The following is an 18,762-nucleotide window of genomic DNA, read 5'->3' on the forward strand; positions in this document are numbered from 1 at the left end:
AGGATCTATTCCGTGAAACATGGTTTGACAGCACTCGCTCTCGCGTCACTCGCCGCTTCCTCGCATGCATCGAACGTCGACCTTCAGGTCGCCGGCAGCATCACGCCGGGCCAGGCTTGCGAGATGACGGTAGGCCCTGGAATGGACTACGGACGGATCTCGCGCAACAAGCTCAATCCCGATCCGACGTTGTATACCGAACTCGGCGTGCGCAGGGTCAAGATGCATATCGACTGCGCCACGCCCATGCGTTACGCCCTCGTGTCGACCAACGTATCGCCACGGGACGAACCCGGCGACGCTTACGACCTCGGGCTTTTCTCGACGACGAACGCATCGTCCGTGGGCAGCCTGTTCGTGCGCCTGGACAATGCGTCGGCCCATATCGAGGGCAGCGATGCCTACTACACCAGTGCGGATAGCCAGGATCTCGGGACCGCGGCATGGGGACCGTCCACGTTCAGCACGGTACCCATCGGCAGGGCGTCCATCGTGATCGGCTTCGTGACGGCCGATGGCAGCTTCGATGCGCCGGGCCCCATCGGCCACCTCGATACCTATCTGCTCGTAAACCCGTTGATCAAGCCCTTGAACGAACTGGCGCTGACCGACGACATCACGTTCTCCGGCACTCTCGGATTCGAGATCCGGTACTTCTGACATCACGTTCCATCATGGAGAGGAGAAGCGCATGAAACTGGCCACCTTGTTCGTATCGGCATCGCTGTCGATGGCGGCATCGACAGCGGTAAACGCGGAAAGTACGGACCTTCTCATCGAAGGAAGCATCGTCCCGGGAGCTGCCTGCAACGTCACCGTCGGTGGTGGCTCGATCGACCTGGGTACGATCACCCGCGAAATGCTGAACCCCGATCCGTCCAAGCCGACCAGCCTGGACGAACGAAAGATGAGGACCCTGGTCGACTGCGCCAATCCGGCGCGATTCGCCTTCGTGGTCACGGAAGCGAGGGGCGGCGATGCCGCGTTGCCGGAAGTATTCAAGATGTACGACCAGGATGGCGTCTCAAGTCCCGGTAAGCTGTTCCTGCTGTTCGACGCGCAGTCGACCAGGATCGATAGCCTGCAAGGCTATCCCACCGGTTCGAACGAAGGCATCACCGATCTCGGCAACGCCACCTGGGGGCCGTCGACTCCCTTCCAGGAGAACCTGCCGATCACCAATGGACGCTACGCGGTAGGTTTCGTAAAAAACCCGGGCAGCACGGATGCGCCAGGCACCATCAAGAACCTGCGCGTCGACCTGCTCGTCCGTCCGAGGCTCAACCCGGTGAACGACCTCGACCTCTCCGGCGAGATCGCGTTCGCGAGCGACATCGGGCTTGAAATCAGGTACTTCTGACGCGGAATGTGGCGCCACGGGCTCCGTCGTGCGGAGCTCGTGGCGTCAAGCCGCGACCAGGGGCCATTCGATCGCCGCGATGCCGCTGCGTGCGTGGTCGGCGATGCGGCCCGCGTGTCGAAGCGCGTCCAGGAAGGCGTCGATGTCCTCCGACCGACCGGTGTACTCGACCACCGACCTGTCGCCAGTGCGCTGCAGGAGTCGCGCTCCGAATCGTCCAAGGCACGCGTCGATGGCCGCCACGTCGCGGGTGTCGACATGGGCCACCAGCAACTCGCGCTCCACATAACCTTCGCCCGACAGTTGAGACACCTCGATCACGTCGACGAGCTTGGCCGACTGCTTGACGATCTGCTCGATCACGGCATCGTCGCCGAAGACGACGAGGGTCAGGCGGGAGGCGTCCATGTCGTGCGTTGCCGCGACAGTCAACGACTCGATGTTGTATCCACGCGATGCGAACAGTCCCGCGACGCGGGCCAGCGCGCCCGCTTCGTTCTGCAGCAAGAGGGAAACCAGGTGGCGCATGTCTAGAACATCCCTGTCGGTTCGGCGGTGCGCGACACCGGTGCGCTGCCGCGGCTGGGAATCCAGTCGCCGGTGATCATCTCGGCATAGGTCGCGCCGGGGCCGACCATGGGATAGACGCCGGCATCCGGGTCGATCACCACTTCCAGGAAGGCGGGGCCATCGAAGGCCAGGAAGTCGGCGATGGTGGACTCGATCATGGCCGGGTCGTCCAGGCGGCGCGCCCACTCGAAGCCGTCGGCCTCCGCGGCACGGACAAAATCCTTCTTGTGCAGGCTCTTGTCGGACGCGGAGAAGCGGCCCTTGAAGAACAGCTTCTGCCACTGGCGCACCATGCCGTCGCCACTGTTGTTCAGGACCACGACCTTCACCGGCAGGTTATAGGTGGTGACGGTTTCCAGCTCCCCGATGTTCATGCGGATGCTGGCGTCGCCATCGATGTCGATCACGACACGGTCGCGCCGCGCGAACTGCGCACCGATGGCGGCCGGCAGGCCGAAACCCATCGTTCCCATGGAGCCGGAGGTGAGCCAGTGCCGGGGCTCGCGGAAATCGAAATACTGCGCCGCCCACATCTGGTGCTGGCCGACGCCCGTGCTGATGATGGCGCGGCCATCGGTGATGCGGTTGATCGCCTCGATCACCGCGCAAGGTTGGATGGTTTCGCTGTCACGGCAGAAATTCATGCCGTGATGGGCTTTCAGCGCCGCGACGTGCTCGTGCCACGCCGCGTAGTCGGGCCGGAAACCGGCGCGTTTGCCATATGCCGTCAAGCGGGGCAGCGAGACTTCCAGTGCGCCCACGTGATGCCAGTCCACCGCCTTGACCTTGCCGATCTCCGCCGGATCGATATCGATCTGCGCGACGGTGCGCGCACCGGGTGCGAACTTCGAGGGCACGCCGACCACGCGGTCGTCGAAGCGCGCGCCCAAGGCAAGCACGAAATCGCAATCGTCCATCGCATAGTTCGCGTAGGCGGCGCCATGCATGCCGAGCATGTGCAGGGCCAGCGGATCGGTCGTGTCGAAGCCGCCGATGCCCATGAGCGTGGTGACCACGGGCACGCCGAACGCATGCGCGAACTCACGCAGGGCCGAGGAGGCGCCCGCCGAAACGATGCCTCCCCCCGCGTAGATCAAGGGTCGCTCCGCCTTGGCGAGGGCATCGAAGAAAGCCGCACATGCCCGGTCGTCGATCGTGGCGGACTCGACCGCGTGCAGGCGCGTGCGATAACCACGCACGGCCAGTTCCCGGCTGCCATGGAAGACCAGGGGCGTATTCTGCACGTCCTTGGGTATATCGATGACCACGGGGCCGGGCCGGCCACTGCGTGCGATGTGGAAGGCCGTGCGCAGGGTGGCTTCGAGCGTGGAGGCATCGGTCACCAGGAACACGTGCTTGGCGCACGAGCCCATGATCGTGCTGATGGGAGCTTCCTGGAACGCGTCGGTGCCGATGGAACCGGTCGGCACCTGGCCGCTGATGACGACCACGGGAATGGAATCGGCCATGGAATCGCGCACCGGCGTGACCGCGTTGGTGGCGCCGGGACCGGAGGTGACCAGGGCGACGCCGACGCGGCCGGAAGCCCTCGCGTAACCAGCGGCCATGAAACAGGCGCCCTGCTCGTTGGCGGGCACGATCAGGGGCATGGGCTCGCTGCCATCCTCGCGCGGATGGGTGCCGTTGTAACGAAATACCGCGTCGTACACGGGAAGGATGGCGCCGCCGGAGTAACCGAAAAGGACGTCGAGACCCTCGTCGGCAAGTACCTGCACGACGATGTCCGCACCGGTCATCGTCTGGCCGGCCAGGGGGTGGGTCGAAGGGGGGCGGCGAATGTCGCCGACGGAGTCCAGTTGGGCGTTCACGGTGTGTCGTTTCCTTTGAAGCGAAGAACCGGTGCTTTCGGGTGTCGGTGGAATGACGCTTGGCGAAGTGGTGGTTTTTTTCGAAGCGGTGGCTTGTGGGAGGGGTGTTGTGGGAGCCGCTTCAGCGGCGATGGACGCTCGCGTCGAACTGGCCCGCTGCCGCGGGATCGCCGACAAGGTCGGCTCCCACAGGGCTGATCCCACCCAGGGCTGATCCCACCGAGGGCTGATCCCATAACATCCCTCCCACGACACCCTTCCTGAAGACCTCCAGGCTTGCCGGGCCTATTCCGCCTTGGCGGGTTCCACGGCGGGCTTCGGCTGGTTCGCGGCGAGCCAGGGCATGCGCGCACGCAGCTGCGCGCCGACCTTCTCGATCGGATGTTCGAGGTCGCGCTGCTTGAAGGCCTTGTAGTTCGGCAGGCCGGCCTTGTATTCAGCCGTCCATTCGCGGGCGAAGGTGCCGTCCTGGATATCCTTGAGGACGGCCTTCATCCGCTCCTTGGTGCCCTCGTCGATCACGCGCGGGCCGCGGGTGTAGTCACCGTACTGCGCCGTCTCGGAAACGAACTCGAGCATGCGCGCGATGCCGCCTTCGTAGAAGAGGTCCACGATCAGCTTCAGTTCGTGCATCACCTCGTAGTAGGCGATCTCCGGACGGTAGCCTGCCTCGACGAGGGTCTCGAAGCCCTTGATCACCAGCTCCGAGGCGCCTCCGCAAAGCACGGCCTGCTCGCCGAACAGATCGGTTTCGGTTTCTTCCTTGAAGTCCGTCTCGATCAGCATCGCGCGCGCGCCGCCGATGCCCGCCGCATACGACATGGCCCGCTCGGCGGCCTTGCCGGTCGCGTCCTGGTGCACCGCGTACAGGCAGGGCACGCCACGGCCGATCTCGTATTCACGGCGGACGAGCGCACCCGGGCCCTTGGGCGCGACGAGCACGACGTCGATGTCCGCACGCGGCTGGATCTGGCCGAAATGCACGTTGAAGCCGTGCGCGAACAGCAGCGTCGCGCCGGGCTTCATGTTCGCCTCGATGGCGTCCTTGTAGATGCCCGGCTGGGTCATGTCCGGGGTGAGCACGGCGACCAGGTCGGCGCCGCGCACGGCATCGGCCGGCTCGGCGACAGCGAAGCCATCCACGTAGGCGCGGCTCCAGGAGGGGCCACCCGGACGCAGGCCGACGACGACGTCGAGGCCGGAGTCTTTCAGGTTGAGCGCGTGCGCGCGGCCCTGGCTGCCGTAGCCGAGCACGGCGATACGGGCGTTTTGCAGGGGAGCGATGGTGGCTTGGATATCGGTCACGGGGTGTCTCCTTGGGAATAGAGGTGTCGCGAAATAAAAGCGGGGATCAGTTGCCGATCAGTTCCTGGGTCATGTCTTCGTCTTCGATTTCGCGGCGGACACGGCCGGCCGTAGCGGGTGTGTCGTCGAAGGCCTGGGTCACGGCGCCCTCCGCCGCCGAACCGACCAGGCGCGCGTACTTGGCGAGCACGCCGCGGGTCACCTTCGGTGCGGAGGGACGCCATGCCGTGCGCCGCGAGGCCAGGTCGGCGTCGGTGCGCAGTTCGCGCGTGGCGGCATCGATGAAGATCGCGTCGCCTTCGCGCAACAAGCCGATCGGCCCGCCGCGCGCGGCTTCCGGCGCGACGTGGCCGACCATGAAGCCGTGCGTCGCGCCGCTGAAGCGGCCATCGGTGATCAGGGCCACGTCGTTGCCGAGACCCCGGCCGACGAGCGCCGCCGTCACCGCCAGCATCTCGCGCATGCCCGGACCGCCGGCGGGGCCTTCGTTGCGGATCACCATCACGTCGCCGGCGCGGATGCGCCCGGCCTGCACGGCGGCGAAGGCGTCCTCTTCGCTTTCGAAGACGCGTGCCGGGCCCGCATGGCTCGTGCGTCCGTGACCGGCGAGCTTGAGGATGCAGCCTTCCGGGGAGAGATTGCCGTAGAGGATGCTGTAGCCGCCGCGCGGCTTGAACGCGTTGTCGACCGGACGGACGACCTGCTGGCCCTCGGTGGCCGCCGGTGCCGCGTCCAGTTCTTCGAACAGGGTGCGGCCGGTGACGGTCGGCGTGTCGGCGATCAGGGCGGCCTTGCGCAACTCGCGGGCGACGATCGCCGTTCCGCCGGCGGCGGTGAGTTCGACCGCGCTGTAACGGCCGCCCGGCTTCAGGTCGGCGATCACCGGCGTATGGGCGGAAGCCGGCTCGAAGTCCTCGATCGACAGCGGCACGCGCGCCTCGTTGGCGATGGCCAGCAGGTGCAGCACTGCATTGGTGGAGCCGGCGGTGGCGGCGACCATGCGCGCGGCGTTGTCGAAGGCGGCGCGGTTCATCACGTCGCGCGGGCGCAGGTTCGCCTCCAGGCACGCCATGGCCAGTTCGCCGCAGCGGAACGCGGCATCGCGCTTGGCGGGGTCCGTGGCCGGCACGTCGTTGAGGCCCATGGGCGAGAGGCCCAGGGTCGTCAACACCATGGCCATCGTGTTGGCGGTGAACTGGCCACCGCAGGCACCGGCACCGGGACAGGCATGACGCTCGACATCGTCCAGCTCGGCATCGTCGATCTTGCCCGCGCCGTGGGCACCGACGGCCTCGAACACTTCCTGCACCGTGATCGGGCACCCGTTGCGGTTGCCGTGCGCGATGCTGCCGCCATACAGGGCGACGCCGGGAATGTTGAGCCGGGCCAGTGCCATCGCGGCGGCGGGGATGGTCTTGTCGCAGCCGCACAGTACGACCATCGCATCCAGGCAGTGCCCGTCGACGGCCAACTCGATCGAGTCGGCGATCAGCTCGCGACTGACCAGCGACGAACGCATGCCCGACGTGCCCATGGCGATGCCGTCGGTGACGGCGATGGTGTTGAACTCCACCGGTGTGCCGCCGGCGGCGCGCACGCCTTCGGCGGCGGCCTCGGCAAGATCGCGCAGGTTGAGGTTGCACGGCGAGACGTTGGACCAGCTATGCACGATGGCCACCATCGGCCGTGCGATGGCGTCGTCGTCGAGGCCGGTGGCGCGCAGCATCGCGCGTGCGGGCGCGCGGTCCGGACCGGTCTTGATCGCATCGCTGCGCAGCGTGCGGATCGGGATCTTCTTCGTGTTCATGCGGCCTCCGCTTTCGCGTTGCAGGCGTCGAGGACGGCGCGGGTCACGGCATGCGTGGTGGCATTGCCGCCGAGATCGCGGGTGAGGTTGCCGTGCTCCAGCACGTGATCCACCGCGGCCTCGACCACGGCGGCTTCATCGGGCAGGCCGAGCGAATGACGCAGCAGCATGGCGGCGGAGAGAATCGTGCCGAGCGGATTGGCCAGCGACTGGCCGGCGATGTCCGGCGCCGAGCCGTGGATCGGTTCGTACACGCCGGCGCCGGGCCCACCGATCGACGCGGAAGGGGACAGGCCCAGCGAGCCGGCCAGCACCGACGCCTCGTCGGTGAGGATGTCGCCGAACATGTTCTCGGTGACGATCACGTCGTAGTCGGCCGGCCGGGTCAGCAGGTGCATCGCCATGGAATCCACCAGTTGGTGTTCCAGTTCCACGTCCGGGTAGTCCGCGGCGACGCGCGTCGCCACCGAGCGCCACAGGCGCGAGGTTTCCAGTACGTTCGCCTTGTCGACGGAGGTGACCTTCTTCTTGCGCGTGCGTGCCAGTTCGAAGGCATGACGCACGACGCGTTCGATTTCCTCGACGGTGTAACGGCATTCGTCGGTGGCGTCGGTCTCGCTGCGCGTCTTTGCGCCGAAATAGATGCCGCCGGTGAGTTCACGGATGAAGACCAGGTCGACACCCTTCGTGCGTTCCGGCTTCAGCGGCGACAGCGCCGCCGTGCGCGGGTGCAGTTTCAGCGGGCGTACGTTGGCGAACACGCCCAACAGCTTGCGCATCGCCAGCAGGCCCTGTTCCGGACGCACGGTGGCGTTCGGGTCCGACCACTTCGGTCCACCGACCGCGCCGAGCAGGACGGCATCGGCGGCGATCAACGCTTCGCGCGTCTGCGCGGGCAGCGGGTCGCCGAAGCGGTCGATGGCGTCGCCACCGATGGCATGCTCGGTGAACGTGAACTCGTGGCCGAAGCGTTCGGCCACCTGGCGCAATACGGCGACGCCGGCCGATGCGACTTCCGGGCCGATGCCGTCTCCGGGCAATACGACGATCGAGGCCTTCATGCGGCTTCCTCCATGCGGGATTCGAATGCCGCGATATCGGCTTCCTGCTGGAGCAGGAAGCCCAGCTGGTCCACGCCGTTCAACAGGCAGTGGCGCGAGAAGGCATCGAGGTCGAAGCGGACGCTGCCGCCATCGGGCAGGCGGATCGTGCCCTCGGCGATGTCGATGCGCAGTTCGACGCCGGGGTTGTCGAGCAGCCAGCGGTGCTCCGCTTCGCTCACGACGATGGCGAGCAGGCCGTTCTTGAGCGAGTTGCCACGGAAGATGTCCGCGATCTCGCTGGAGATCACCGCCTGGATGCCGTAGTCCAGCAGTGCCCAGGGTGCGTGCTCGCGCGAGGACCCGCAGCCGAAGTTGCGGCCGGCGACGAGGATCGCGCATCCGCGGGCCTTTGGCTGGTTCAGCGGGAACGCGGGGTCGTCACTGCCGTCGGCGGCGTAGCGCCAGTCCTCGAAGCAATGCTTGCCCAGGCCGGTGCGTTCGGTCGTGGTGAGGAAACGCGCGGGGATGATCCGGTCGGTGTCGATGTTTTCGTTGCGCAACACCGCGGTGCGTGAATGCACGTAGGCGAGCGGGCGGCTGGTCTGGCTCATGCGGCGACTTCCTGGTTCATGTATTCGCGAGGATCGGCGACGCGCCCGGCGATGGCCGAGGCGGCGGCGACCAGGGGGCTGGCCAGCACGGTGCGTGCGCCCTTGCCCTGGCGGCCCTCGAAGTTGCGGTTGCTGGTGGCGACGACGAGCTGGCCCGGCTGGGCGAGGTCGCCGTTCATGGCGATGCACATGGAGCAGCCCGACTGGCGCCACTCGGCACCGGCGGCGCGGAAGACCTCGTGCAGGCCTTCGCTTTCCGCATCGCGTCGCACCTGCTCGGAACCGGGCACCACCAGCATGCGCACGCCGGCGGCGACACGGCGGCCACGCATGATTCCCGCGGCCGCGCGCAGGTCGGACAGGCGCCCATTGGTGCAGCTGCCGATGAAGACGACATCGACGCTTTCGCCCGCCATCGGCTTGCCCGCCGTCACCTGCATGTAGTCGAGCGCGCGCTGTTCCACCGCGTCCGCGGCGGCGGGAACGGGCGCGTGGATGCCGACGACCATGCCGGGATGCGTGCCGTAGGTCACCGATGGCTGGATCGCCGACGCGTCGATGCGGACTTCGCGGTCGTACGTGGCGCCTTCGTCCGTGGGCAGGGTGCGCCAGTAGGCGACGGCGCGGTCCCAGGCCTCGCCCTTCGGTACGCGGTCGCGTCCTTCCAGCCAGGCGAAAGTGGTTTCGTCCGGCGCGATCAACCCGGCGCGCGCGCCCGCTTCGATCGACATGTTGCACACCGTCATGCGCTCTTCCATCGACAGCGCGCGGATCGCCTCGCCGGTGTACTCGAGCACGTGGCCCGTGCCGCCGCCGATACCGATCTTGCCGATGACGTGCAGGATCAGGTCCTTCGCCGTGACCCCGGCCTGCAGCCTTCCGTCGACATGGATGGCGAAGGATTTCGGCTTGCGCTGGAGCAGGCACTGCGTGGCCAGCACGTGTCCGACCTCGGTGGTGCCGATGCCGAAGGCCAGCGCGCCGAAGGCCCCGTGCGTGGCCGTGTGGCTGTCGCCGCAGACGATGGTCATGCCGGGTTGGGTCGCGCCGACCTCGGGGCCCGCCACGTGCACGATGCCGCGCTGCGGGCTATCCCAGCCCATCAGGTCGATGCCGAACTCGCGCACGTTCGCTTCCAGTTTGGCGACCTGCGCCTCGGCTTCCTTCGTGTAGTACGGACGCTTGCCTTGCGCGTCCGGCGGCAGGGTGGGTGTCGAGTGGTCCAGGGTGGCCAGCGTGCGGTCGGGGCGGCGCACCTTCAGGCCGCGGTTGCGCAGTTCGTCGAAGGCCTGCGGCGACGTGACCTCGTGGACCATGTGCAGGTCGATGTACAGCACGCCGGGCGTGGTCTCGGTCTCCGCGCGCACCTGGTGCGCGTCCCACAGCTTGTCGAACAGGGTACGTGCGCTCATGCCGCGACCCTCCCGGCGACGGCGTCTTCGACGGGCGTGAGCCAGCCCCAACGGTCTTCCGTACGGCCGTCGAACAGGCCGAAGAAATCCTCCTGCAACTGGCGGGTGACCGGTCCCGGGCGGCCACTGCCCACGGGCTTGCGGTCGACCGAACGCACGGCGGTCACTTCCGCGGCGGTACCGGTCATGAAGACCTCGTCGGCGAAATACAGCATCTCGCGTGGCAGCGACTGCTCCACCACGTCGTAGCCGCGCTCGCGGGCCAGCGTCAGCACGGAATCGCGGGTGATCCCGCACAGGATCGACGAGGCGGCCGGCGGCGTGTAGATGACGCCCTTGCGCACGATGAACAGGTTCTCGCCCGCGCCTTCGCTCAACAAGCCGTCGGTTCCCAGCGCGATGCCTTCCGCGAAGCCGCCATTGATCGCTTCACGGGCGATCAGCTGGCTATTGAGATAATTGCCGCCGGCCTTCGCGCCGCTCGGGTAGGTGTTCGGCGCGGCACGGTTCCACGAGGACACGCACACGTCGACGCCTTTCTCGATCGCCTCGGCGCCGTGGTAGGCGCCCCAGGGCAGGGCGATGACAGCCACGTCCACCGCCGTGTCCAGCGAAGGCGCGAGGCTGAAGGTGAAGCCGCTGCGGAAGACGATCGGGCGCACGTAGGCGGAGGTGAGCCCGTTGGCGACGATGACTTCGCGGCAGGCGCGATTGATCGTGGCGGCGTCGTATGGCATCACCAGGTCGTACACGCGCGCGGAATGGAACAGGCGCTCGGTGTGCTCTTCCAGGCGGAAGTAGCGCGGGCCGTCGGGCGTGGCGTATACCCGCACGCCCTCGAACACGGAGGAACCATAGTGCAGCGCATGCGCGCCGACGTGGACGGTGGCGTCGGCCCAGGTCTTGATGCGACCGTTGTGCCAGAGATGGGTCGGGGCTTCCATGGGTTCTCCTTCAGGACTCGACCGCGACGGCCGCGGTCCGGGTGGTGTTTCGATGCATGTCCATCAGCGTCGTGATGTCATCGTTGGTGATCGAGCGCTGCTTGTCTGTCAGGGTTTTGAAGCTTTCGAAGACGGCGTCGAGCGTCGGCTCGTCGACCTCGTGGCCGAGCTCGACCAGGCGCTGGCGCAGCGCGTGGCGTCCGGAGTGCTTGCCCAGGACCAGTGACGTCTTCGCGCCCACGTCCTGGGGCCGCATGATTTCGTAGGTGCCGCGGTGCTTGAGCATGCCGTGCTGGTGGATGCCCGACTCATGCGCGAACGCGTTGTCGCCGACGATGGCCTTGTTGCGTGGCACCGGCTGACCGGTCACCTCGGCGAGCAGGCGCGAGGTGGGGTACAGGTGCCGGGTGACGATACCGGTGTCCACGCGGAACAGCGGCCGGCGCGTGTGCAGCGCCATCACCACTTCCTCCAGCGCCGCATTGCCCGCGCGCTCGCCGATGCCATTGATCGTGCACTCCACCTGGCGCGCGCCGGCGCCGACGGCGGCCAGGCTGTTCGCCACGGCCATGCCGAGGTCGTCGTGGCAATGCGCCGAGAACACGACCTTGTCCGCCCCGCGCACATGCTTGCGCAGGTACTGGAACATCTCGGTGATTTCGGAGGGGGTGACATAACCGACGGTGTCGGGCGCGTTGAGCACGCTGGCGCCGGCTTCGACGGCGACCGAGAAGATCTCGGCGAGGTATTCCGGCTCGGTACGCAGGGCGTCTTCGGCGGAGAATTCGACTTCGTGGGCGAGGGCCTTGGCCCTGTATATCGCGGCGGCGGCGATATCGATGACTTCTTGCTTGCTCTTGCCCAGCTTGTGTTCGCGATGCAGGGGAGAGGTCGAGAGGAACAGGTGGATCCGTGAGTGCCTGGCGCCTTGCAGGGCCTTGCCCGCGCTGTCTATGTCGGCATTCTGACATCGGGCCAGCGCGGCGATCGTGGGTGTCTTCAACGTCCTCGCGATCTCTGCCACCGCGGCGAAATCGTCGGGCGAGGCTTGCGGAAAGCCGGCCTCGATGATGTCGACGCCCAATTCCTCCAGGGCATGCGCCATGCGCATCTTGGCGCGACGGTCCATCGAGAAGCCGGGGGCCTGCTCGCCGTCACGCAAGGTGGTGTCGAAGATGCGCACGCGCCCGCCTACGTCGCTTTCGACGGCGTCGGTGCTGCCCTGGTTTGCTGGATTCATGTCTGGCTCCGCTCGTGAATGAGGCGGGCCGGGCAATAAAAAACCCCGCATCCGTTACCGGGTGCGGGGTTCTTTGGGAGTCTTCAGGTTCTTTCTTGTTTCACCTGGACACTTGCCCTCAGCCCGCACCTCCGCAGGTAATAAGTACAAGGCTAAGAAGAAGGAGGCCGCTGCCGGGACGCAGCTTGCCGCCGACCGACGTAAGTCGGTTCAGGGCAAAGCGGCCATGGGTGTTGCGCTGCGTCATGTAGTCGACCGTATGTCAGGTCGTTGGAGCGTGTCAACACTTTCGGAAGAAACTTTATTCCTAGGACATTTGGACGGCTAGACGCCCGAGACGGTGGTTTTGCCGCCCGTGGCGCTTGGAAATTGGGATCAGGTCAACTGGTATGGTCCCGCGATTGTGGGAGCCGACCCTGTCGGCGATGGTCTTGCCAAGCCCTTGCCCGAGGGCAGGAATAGAACTTTTCTGAAAAATCCCGCCATCTGCGCCGGGATGACAGACGGCGGGTCATCCCCTACCTAGACTCGCGCTCCCGAAGTACAGGTTGGATGGTTTCATGCGAAGGATTGTGATGGGCGCGCCGTGTGCGCTGCTGCTGTCTGTGGCGGCGTTGGGAGCGATGGCCACCGATGTGGAGCCATACCACGAGTACCAGGTTACGAAGAAGGGTTCGCCGTCGGAGTTCTATACGGACGTCACCGTCGCTGCCGCAAAACAGACAGCGAATTTATGCGAAGACGACGCTTTAACGGATTGTCGGATAACAAAGATCTGGTTCCTTGGATCCATCTACATCGCAGACTTTAATTATACGAATGCCAGCGGCGAACACTGGTCGGCGTCAGCCCAAGGCTATCGCTACTACACGTGCGACAGTCCTCCGGCTCTTTACGTAGTAAGAGGCGACCAGAGTTGGGGGCCTTATGCCAACCGGTACATGGCAGTAGGCGGCGGTTGGGGCAATATCGTCTGCCGATACGAACTCGATCCGCAATTGGGCACCGTTCATCAATCCGATCTCGGCCCCGGCGACTGCGAAACCCGCCCCAGCGTCGGCAACCCCATCAATGTCGGCCTCAATAACAAGTACCAGGAAGTCGTCGACATCGCCGCGACTGGTGGCTCACCACTGACTTGGTCGCGCTACTACAACAGCGGCATCGTCGGTGACGCGGAAGACGGTGGAGCTGACAAGGCGACCGTTCCCGACACTGCCCATCTGGGTAGTCGTTGGCGTGGCACGTACGACCGTTCCCTGGCCCTCGTTGACAGCGGGACCGACAGCTTGGTGAGGTTGCAGCGACACACGGGCGAACGCCTCGACTTCTCCGAGGTGGACGGTCGTTTCCAGAGCGTCGCCGACCCCCGTGGCCAACTGTTTCGCGAAGGCGCGGGCTGGACGTATCGTGCCGGTGGCGGTGAGACCGAAAGCTACGACGCCGACGGCCGCCTCGTGGCGATCGATGCGGGTACCGATCGCCATGTCCGGTTTACCTATGGCCCGTCCTTGCTGGAAGCCGTCGATCTGCAAGGCCGTAAGCTCACCTTCGTCTACGACAGTGCGGGCCGCATCGCCACCGTAAGCGACGGCTCCGGGGTAGCGGTCACCTATAAATATCGCGAGACGGACGGCAAGGGCCTTGAGGCCGACCTCGCTACGGCCACCTATGCCGACGGTTCGTTGCACGAGTATTACTACAACGAAGCCGTCTTCCAGGACGGTGCGAATCTGCCTCACGCACTTACATCGATCTACGACGAGACCAAACAGCGCTTTGCGATCTTTCGATACGACCGCGATGGTCGTGCCGTTCGCAGCGAGCATGCCGACGGCATCGACGGGGTGCAACTGACCCGCGAAGCCGACGGTAGCGTAGTCGTCACCGGCCCGACGAAGGCGGTGCACCGTTATCACTTCACCGAAGTACGTGGCGTACGAAGGCTCGTCGGGGTCGATCAGCCGGGTGGCGCAGGCTGCGGCGCCGCGAACTCGAAAATCGAGTACGACGGCAATGGCCTCGTATCGAGCCGTACCAACTTCGACGGTCGGACGACCACCTTTCGCTACGACATGGAAGGCAACGAGATCGAACGCACCGAGGCGGCGGGTACGCCAGCCGCCCGGCGGACGAACACGGTATGGGATGCGGTGCTCCGAAAGCCGACGCGGATCACCTGGCCCGGGCGGGAAGAACGCTTCACTTACGACGCCTCGGGCAACATCACCGCCCGCGAAGCCTGGGGTGCCATCGACCCGAGCCAGCCGGGCGCGCCGCTCACCTTGTCTCGGGCGTGGCGCATGGCGTATGACGCCGAGGGACGCCTGACCCATGAGGAAGGTCCCCGTAGCGATACCGGCAAGCTCGGAACGTTGGCGCGTCATACCTATCGTGGCGCCGACGCCCCGAACTGTGTGCAAGGCGCCTGCGACTATCGCAAGGGCGATCTATGGAAGAGCGAGGATGCCCTGGGTCATGCCGAGGAAATCCTGGCTTATAACCCGAGCGGCCGCGTGCGCTCCCGACGCGACGTGCAAGGCATCGTGTTTACCTATGCGTATTCGCCGCGAGGATGGATCACGGAGGCGAAGGAAACTCGCCCCAACGGCACGATTGCCAGTACCACGTTGACCTATACGCCGCGCGGCGATATCGCCTCGGTGACGGATGCGGATGGCATCACCCTGCGCTTCGAATATGACGCCGCCGACCGATTGATCCAGGTCGCAAATCCCTCGAACCATCGCTTGCGCTTCACCCTCGATGCAGCGGGAAACCGGATCGCGGAGGAGGGGTACGACACCATGTTCCTCAAGACACAGGTCAAGCGCACGTTCGATGCGCTGGGTCGCGTCGAGACGGAGACCCACGCCAACAATGCGGTTACCCGATACACCTACGACGAACGCGGCCGACCCACCGGCGTCACGGACGCCGACGGTCGCCACGATACGAGCAGTTATGACGCCCTCGGGCGCCTGCGCGAATCCATTCAGGATGTCGGAGGCGTGGGTGCCAGCACCAAGGCTTCCTACGACCCGCTCGACCAGTTGACGTCGATCGAGGATCCGAAGGGCCTGACGACACATTATCTCGCCACTGGCCTGGGCGATGTCGGCAGCACCGACAGCCCTGACGGCGGCGAATCGACCGACGAGCACGATGTTACCGGGCTACTCATTCGTCATGAAGGTTCGGGTGGCCTCGGCAGCTTCGATATAACGCGCGATGCGCTAGGTCGGCCTAGGCTATTGCGCTACGGCGACGCCGCGCTCGACACGCGTTACGTCTACGACACAGCGGATAGCGCTTGTCCGGCGGGCGAACGTCATGCCACGGGCCGCCTGTCTGCCATGGCCCAGGCGAGCAGCCGAACCGTGTATTGCTATGACGCCCCCGGCAACGTGACGCGGAAGATCCAGTCCTGGGGCACCACCGCCAAGACGGTGGCCTACCGCTACTCGCTCGCTGGTCGCCTGGAGGAAGTCGCCATCGAGGGCGGATCGCGTACCACGTACCAGTACGACAAGGACGGTTCTGTATCCGGTGTCGCCGTCGCGCCGGCCAACGGCGTCCGGGTCGACCTCATCACGGCGGTCGCCTACCGTCCCTTCGACCTGATCGAAAGCTGGCGGTACGGAAACGATTGGCGATTGAGTGCTACGCGAGACGATAGCGGCCGCGTAACCGCCTGGAGCGGTATCGATCCCGACAACTCGTTCTATTGGTTTGCTCTTTCCCCCGCCGGCCAGATCGAATCACAGACGGCACGAGCTTACGCGTTTCGTTTCGATCACGACGGTCTGGGGCACCTGAGCGCCGTCGCGAACACCGACGGTGAGACGCTGCGCAGTTTCGATTACAACAGCACGGGCGATCGTACGTCGATGACCGTCGGAGGCGTCAAGCAAACGTATCTGTACGATCCTGCCAACCACCACCTGTCCAGCACGGACGGCAAGCTCCGTCGCTATGATGCGGCGGGCAACACCATTGCCATCGGCGACGCGACGCTGGCGTATGACGCCGTGGGTCGTCTGGCTTCGGCAAGCGAGCAAGGTCGGCTGTTGGTCAGCTACGGCTACAACGCGGCGGACGAACGTATCGTGCGGACCGAGGCGGGCAGAGCGCCTGGGCTGATCCTGTATGACGAAGCCGGGCACTGGCTGGCCGACTACGACAGCATGGGCAAGGTCACGCGACAAGCGGTCTGGATGGGCGACTACCTCGTCGGACTTGTGGATGGCGGAAAGCTGCTCTACGTCGAGCCGGATCACCTTGGGTCGCCAAGAGCCGTGATCGATCCGGAACGCAAGGTCACCCTCTGGCGCTGGCGGCCGAGTGACGATCCGTTCGGGACGGTGTTGCCCGACGAAGATCCTGACGCTGACGGCGTGCGTTTCGTCTTCGATCTTCGGTTTCCGGGGCAGCGCTACGACGCGGCGACAGGGCTGCATTACAACTATTACCGCGATTACGACCCGGGTGCCGGGCGGTACATCCAGGTCGATCCGATTGGTCTCGCCGGGGGAATCAGTTCCTACGCATTCGTGTCGTCAAATCCTTTGATGTATATGGACCCCCTTGGCTTATGGGCTTGGGGCGATCCATTGCCTAACTGGATAGTCGACTTTTCTGCTGGTGCTGGGGATACCGTGTCTTTTGGAGCGACGCGCTGGATTCGAACAATGTTGGGCTCAGATGACGTCGTTGACGTATGCTCAGCGGCTTACAATGGAGGTGAATGGGTGGGCTTTGGAATCAGTGTTGGCGGTGGCCTTGCTGGTGGTATTCGGGCGGCTGGAGCTAGGGGTGTGGGTAAGGAATTTTCGCACTGGATTCCTAATCGAGTAGGTGGTCCGCGGTCAATATGGAACGGTAATTACGTTTCTCGCGAAATTCACGCTTTGTCGGATCCCTATAGATACCGCTTCATGCCAAGAACGTGGAAGGAGAAACATCCGATGCCCATAAAACTGCATCAGCAATGGACACGTCTGCCTAGCGTCTATAAAGGGGGAATCGTAGGTTCTGGATACGGTGCTGCGAGTATGGCTCTGCAAGGGGATTGTGCTTGCTCTCACTGATGGAAATTTTTTCGCGGTTTTTCAAGCGCGGCCGTCAATTGACTTGCCTGGAGCGAAAGATCGTTGATTCTGTTGGTTCAACCCTGCCATCTTCCGAAAGGCGGGTATGGGAGCGTCAGGTAGGAGCCATTTACAAGATTCAACGTCTTCCCGACGGCGTCGAAGTAAATTTTTACATGCGTGATGTCGGGAACGGTATGCATGAATCGCCTCCACGCCTGTCGAACCTCCAGGAGTTCATGATCGCAAAGGTAAACATAGGCATGCCGGCAATTGGCGCATTCATAGAAGCGAAGGTTTGGTGTGTATCTGGTCGTCTCTTTTCCATTGAATATAATGGAAGTATCAGATACCTCGATGAGGCTATTGGTATGGATCCTTTACAGGAAGTTGTGCTTTCTGTTCAGTTGATGGACGAGTTTGCTGACTAGTTGTTGGCCTGTGTTCCCGTTTGCCTACCGTCTATTTGAACCTCATCGAGCGTTAAAGTTAAGCGAAGCTGATGCGGATGGGTGTGGGTGTTCCCGTTGAGGAAGATATGGATATACGCCACATTCGGTGCTCTGTTCGGACTTTTCAGCGTTTGGCTTGATCGGAACGTTGAGGGTCCGGCTTTCTTCGGAATCGTTGGCACCTATTTCATAGTTGCACGACTGATCGCCGATCGCTTCGGTCGCTCTTGACGACTGTCCCGGACTGAGATGCCCGTCCAGGCTTCGGAAGTTATCAAAATGGTTGTGACGTCCTGAGCGGCCAAAACTACAATTGGGCCACTATAGGTATCTCGGCATTCGCCCGAATTTGCGGGCTGGCGGATCGGAAGTCCGCAGGAAGTCATGAGTGCGATCGGCTCACTTGCGTTCGATAAGCCAAATCGGCTGCGTCGCGCGCATGTATCGGCCAGGACTGAGGCTCGTGGAAGGAGTGCCGGAGTGTGTTGCGTTCAGTCGCCCTTCCAGAGCCACGCTCCGCCCGATATATTGATCTCGCAGGGGATGCTGCCTCCAATGGAAGGGAAATCGTCATGTCCACGATCACGGAAGACTTCGTTACTTCAAACCTTGGGCCACCGGTGCCGCGCCCTGCGCCGCTTCCGCCTGGCCTCTCTTTCACCACGGATCCTGGGTTGGAGTTTCCGACGTTGAAGGTGAGGTCGCTTGATGGAGTGAAGCAATACCTGGGTGACGACGGAAAAAGCAAGCTAAAGGGAAACCGGTTCGAACTGAGCAACCCCGATGGCGACGGTGAAGCCTCGACGCTGTTTGAACTGAACATCGCCGTTGCTACCCTTGGCTTTGACTACAACGTATGTCGACGAGGTCCATTCGGTAGATCTCAAATGGTGGAGGTCACGTTCAAGTCCGCCTCTGGCGATGAGATCGGGACCATGTTTATCGAGGGTGGGCCGCTGGACGGTGAACCGGAAACCGTCGGCAATGCCTTCTTCGACGGCAATGGAACGAAGATCAAATCCGTCGTGCTGAAAAAGTTGGGGTCTGGCGGTTGGGCTGGCGTGAACCACTTCGTGATGACGCTCGATTGAGCCACGTT

The 18,762-nt window shown here is 64.3% G+C and carries 14 protein-coding genes; 5 read left to right on the forward strand and 9 right to left on the reverse strand.

What is annotated here, in order from left to right:
- The first annotated feature begins 12 nt into the window (after positions 1–12).
- Both ACR9Y6_RS16425 and ACR9Y6_RS16430 read left to right on the forward strand, forming a co-directional pair.
- On the forward strand, positions 13–660 hold the full coding sequence (locus tag ACR9Y6_RS16425; protein ID WP_481282257.1) for a DUF1120 domain-containing protein: 648 nt from the start codon (positions 13–15) through the stop codon (positions 658–660).
- A gap of 31 nt (positions 661–691) precedes the next feature.
- On the forward strand, positions 692–1,360 hold the full coding sequence (locus ACR9Y6_RS16430) for a hypothetical protein (RefSeq protein ID WP_481282258.1): 669 nt from the start codon (positions 692–694) through the stop codon (positions 1,358–1,360).
- Between the two features lie 45 nt (positions 1,361–1,405).
- Here ACR9Y6_RS16430 and ilvN read toward each other — a convergent pair whose 3' ends face one another.
- From ilvN to ACR9Y6_RS16475, 9 genes are all read right to left on the reverse strand, one after another.
- The gene (gene ilvN / locus ACR9Y6_RS16435; protein ID WP_481282259.1) at positions 1,406–1,888 is read right to left on the reverse strand and encodes an acetolactate synthase small subunit; all 483 of its coding nucleotides are present in this window, start codon (positions 1,886–1,888) and stop codon (positions 1,406–1,408) included.
- Between the two features lie 2 nt (positions 1,889–1,890).
- Positions 1,891–3,687: a biosynthetic-type acetolactate synthase large subunit gene (gene ilvB / locus ACR9Y6_RS16440; protein ID WP_481282746.1), complete on the reverse strand. Its 1,797-nt coding sequence runs from the start codon at positions 3,685–3,687 to the stop codon at positions 1,891–1,893.
- Positions 3,688–4,044: 357 nt separating this feature from the next.
- A complete protein-coding gene (gene ilvC / locus ACR9Y6_RS16445; RefSeq protein ID WP_481282260.1) occupies positions 4,045–5,064 on the reverse strand; it encodes a ketol-acid reductoisomerase in 1,020 nt (339 codons plus the stop codon).
- A 46-nt stretch (positions 5,065–5,110) separates the two neighbouring features.
- The gene (gene ilvD, locus ACR9Y6_RS16450) at positions 5,111–6,871 is read right to left on the reverse strand and encodes a dihydroxy-acid dehydratase (RefSeq protein ID WP_481282261.1); all 1,761 of its coding nucleotides are present in this window, start codon (positions 6,869–6,871) and stop codon (positions 5,111–5,113) included.
- The gene (gene leuB, locus ACR9Y6_RS16455; protein ID WP_481282262.1) at positions 6,868–7,932 is read right to left on the reverse strand and encodes a 3-isopropylmalate dehydrogenase; all 1,065 of its coding nucleotides are present in this window, start codon (positions 7,930–7,932) and stop codon (positions 6,868–6,870) included. The genes ilvD and leuB overlap by 4 nt, the downstream gene beginning before the upstream one ends.
- Positions 7,929–8,525 carry a 3-isopropylmalate dehydratase small subunit gene (gene leuD / locus ACR9Y6_RS16460; protein ID WP_481282263.1) on the reverse strand — a complete coding sequence of 199 codons (597 nt, stop codon included), beginning with the start codon at positions 8,523–8,525 and terminating at the stop codon, positions 7,929–7,931. Before leuD ends, leuB begins: the two co-directional genes overlap by 4 nt.
- Complete coding sequence (gene leuC, locus ACR9Y6_RS16465; RefSeq protein ID WP_481282264.1) at positions 8,522–9,937, reverse strand: 3-isopropylmalate dehydratase large subunit; 1,416 nt, start codon at positions 9,935–9,937, stop codon at positions 8,522–8,524. The genes leuD and leuC overlap by 4 nt, the downstream gene beginning before the upstream one ends.
- Positions 9,934–10,881, reverse strand: coding sequence for a branched-chain amino acid transaminase (locus ACR9Y6_RS16470; protein ID WP_429198851.1), 948 nt, complete (start codon positions 10,879–10,881; stop codon positions 9,934–9,936). The genes leuC and ACR9Y6_RS16470 overlap by 4 nt, the downstream gene beginning before the upstream one ends.
- Before the next feature lie 10 nt (positions 10,882–10,891).
- Positions 10,892–12,121 carry a 2-isopropylmalate synthase gene (locus ACR9Y6_RS16475; protein WP_306848950.1) on the reverse strand — a complete coding sequence of 410 codons (1,230 nt, stop codon included), beginning with the start codon at positions 12,119–12,121 and terminating at the stop codon, positions 10,892–10,894.
- 575 nt (positions 12,122–12,696) lie between these two features.
- Between ACR9Y6_RS16475 and ACR9Y6_RS16480 the strand changes: the two genes are divergently transcribed.
- From ACR9Y6_RS16480 to ACR9Y6_RS16490, 3 genes are all read left to right on the forward strand, one after another.
- Complete coding sequence (locus tag ACR9Y6_RS16480; protein WP_481282265.1) at positions 12,697–17,211, forward strand: RHS repeat-associated core domain-containing protein; 4,515 nt, start codon at positions 12,697–12,699, stop codon at positions 17,209–17,211.
- Positions 17,199–17,642, forward strand: a complete 444-nt coding sequence (locus ACR9Y6_RS16485) for a hypothetical protein (protein ID WP_481282266.1) — start codon at positions 17,199–17,201, stop codon at positions 17,640–17,642. The genes ACR9Y6_RS16480 and ACR9Y6_RS16485 overlap by 13 nt, the downstream gene beginning before the upstream one ends.
- 593 nt (positions 17,643–18,235) lie before the next feature.
- Positions 18,236–18,754 carry a hypothetical protein gene (locus ACR9Y6_RS16490; protein WP_481282267.1) on the forward strand — a complete coding sequence of 173 codons (519 nt, stop codon included), beginning with the start codon at positions 18,236–18,238 and terminating at the stop codon, positions 18,752–18,754.
- Positions 18,755–18,762: the final 8 nt, after the last annotated feature.

The organism is Luteibacter sp. TLI7-4A, from assembly GCF_056754745.1.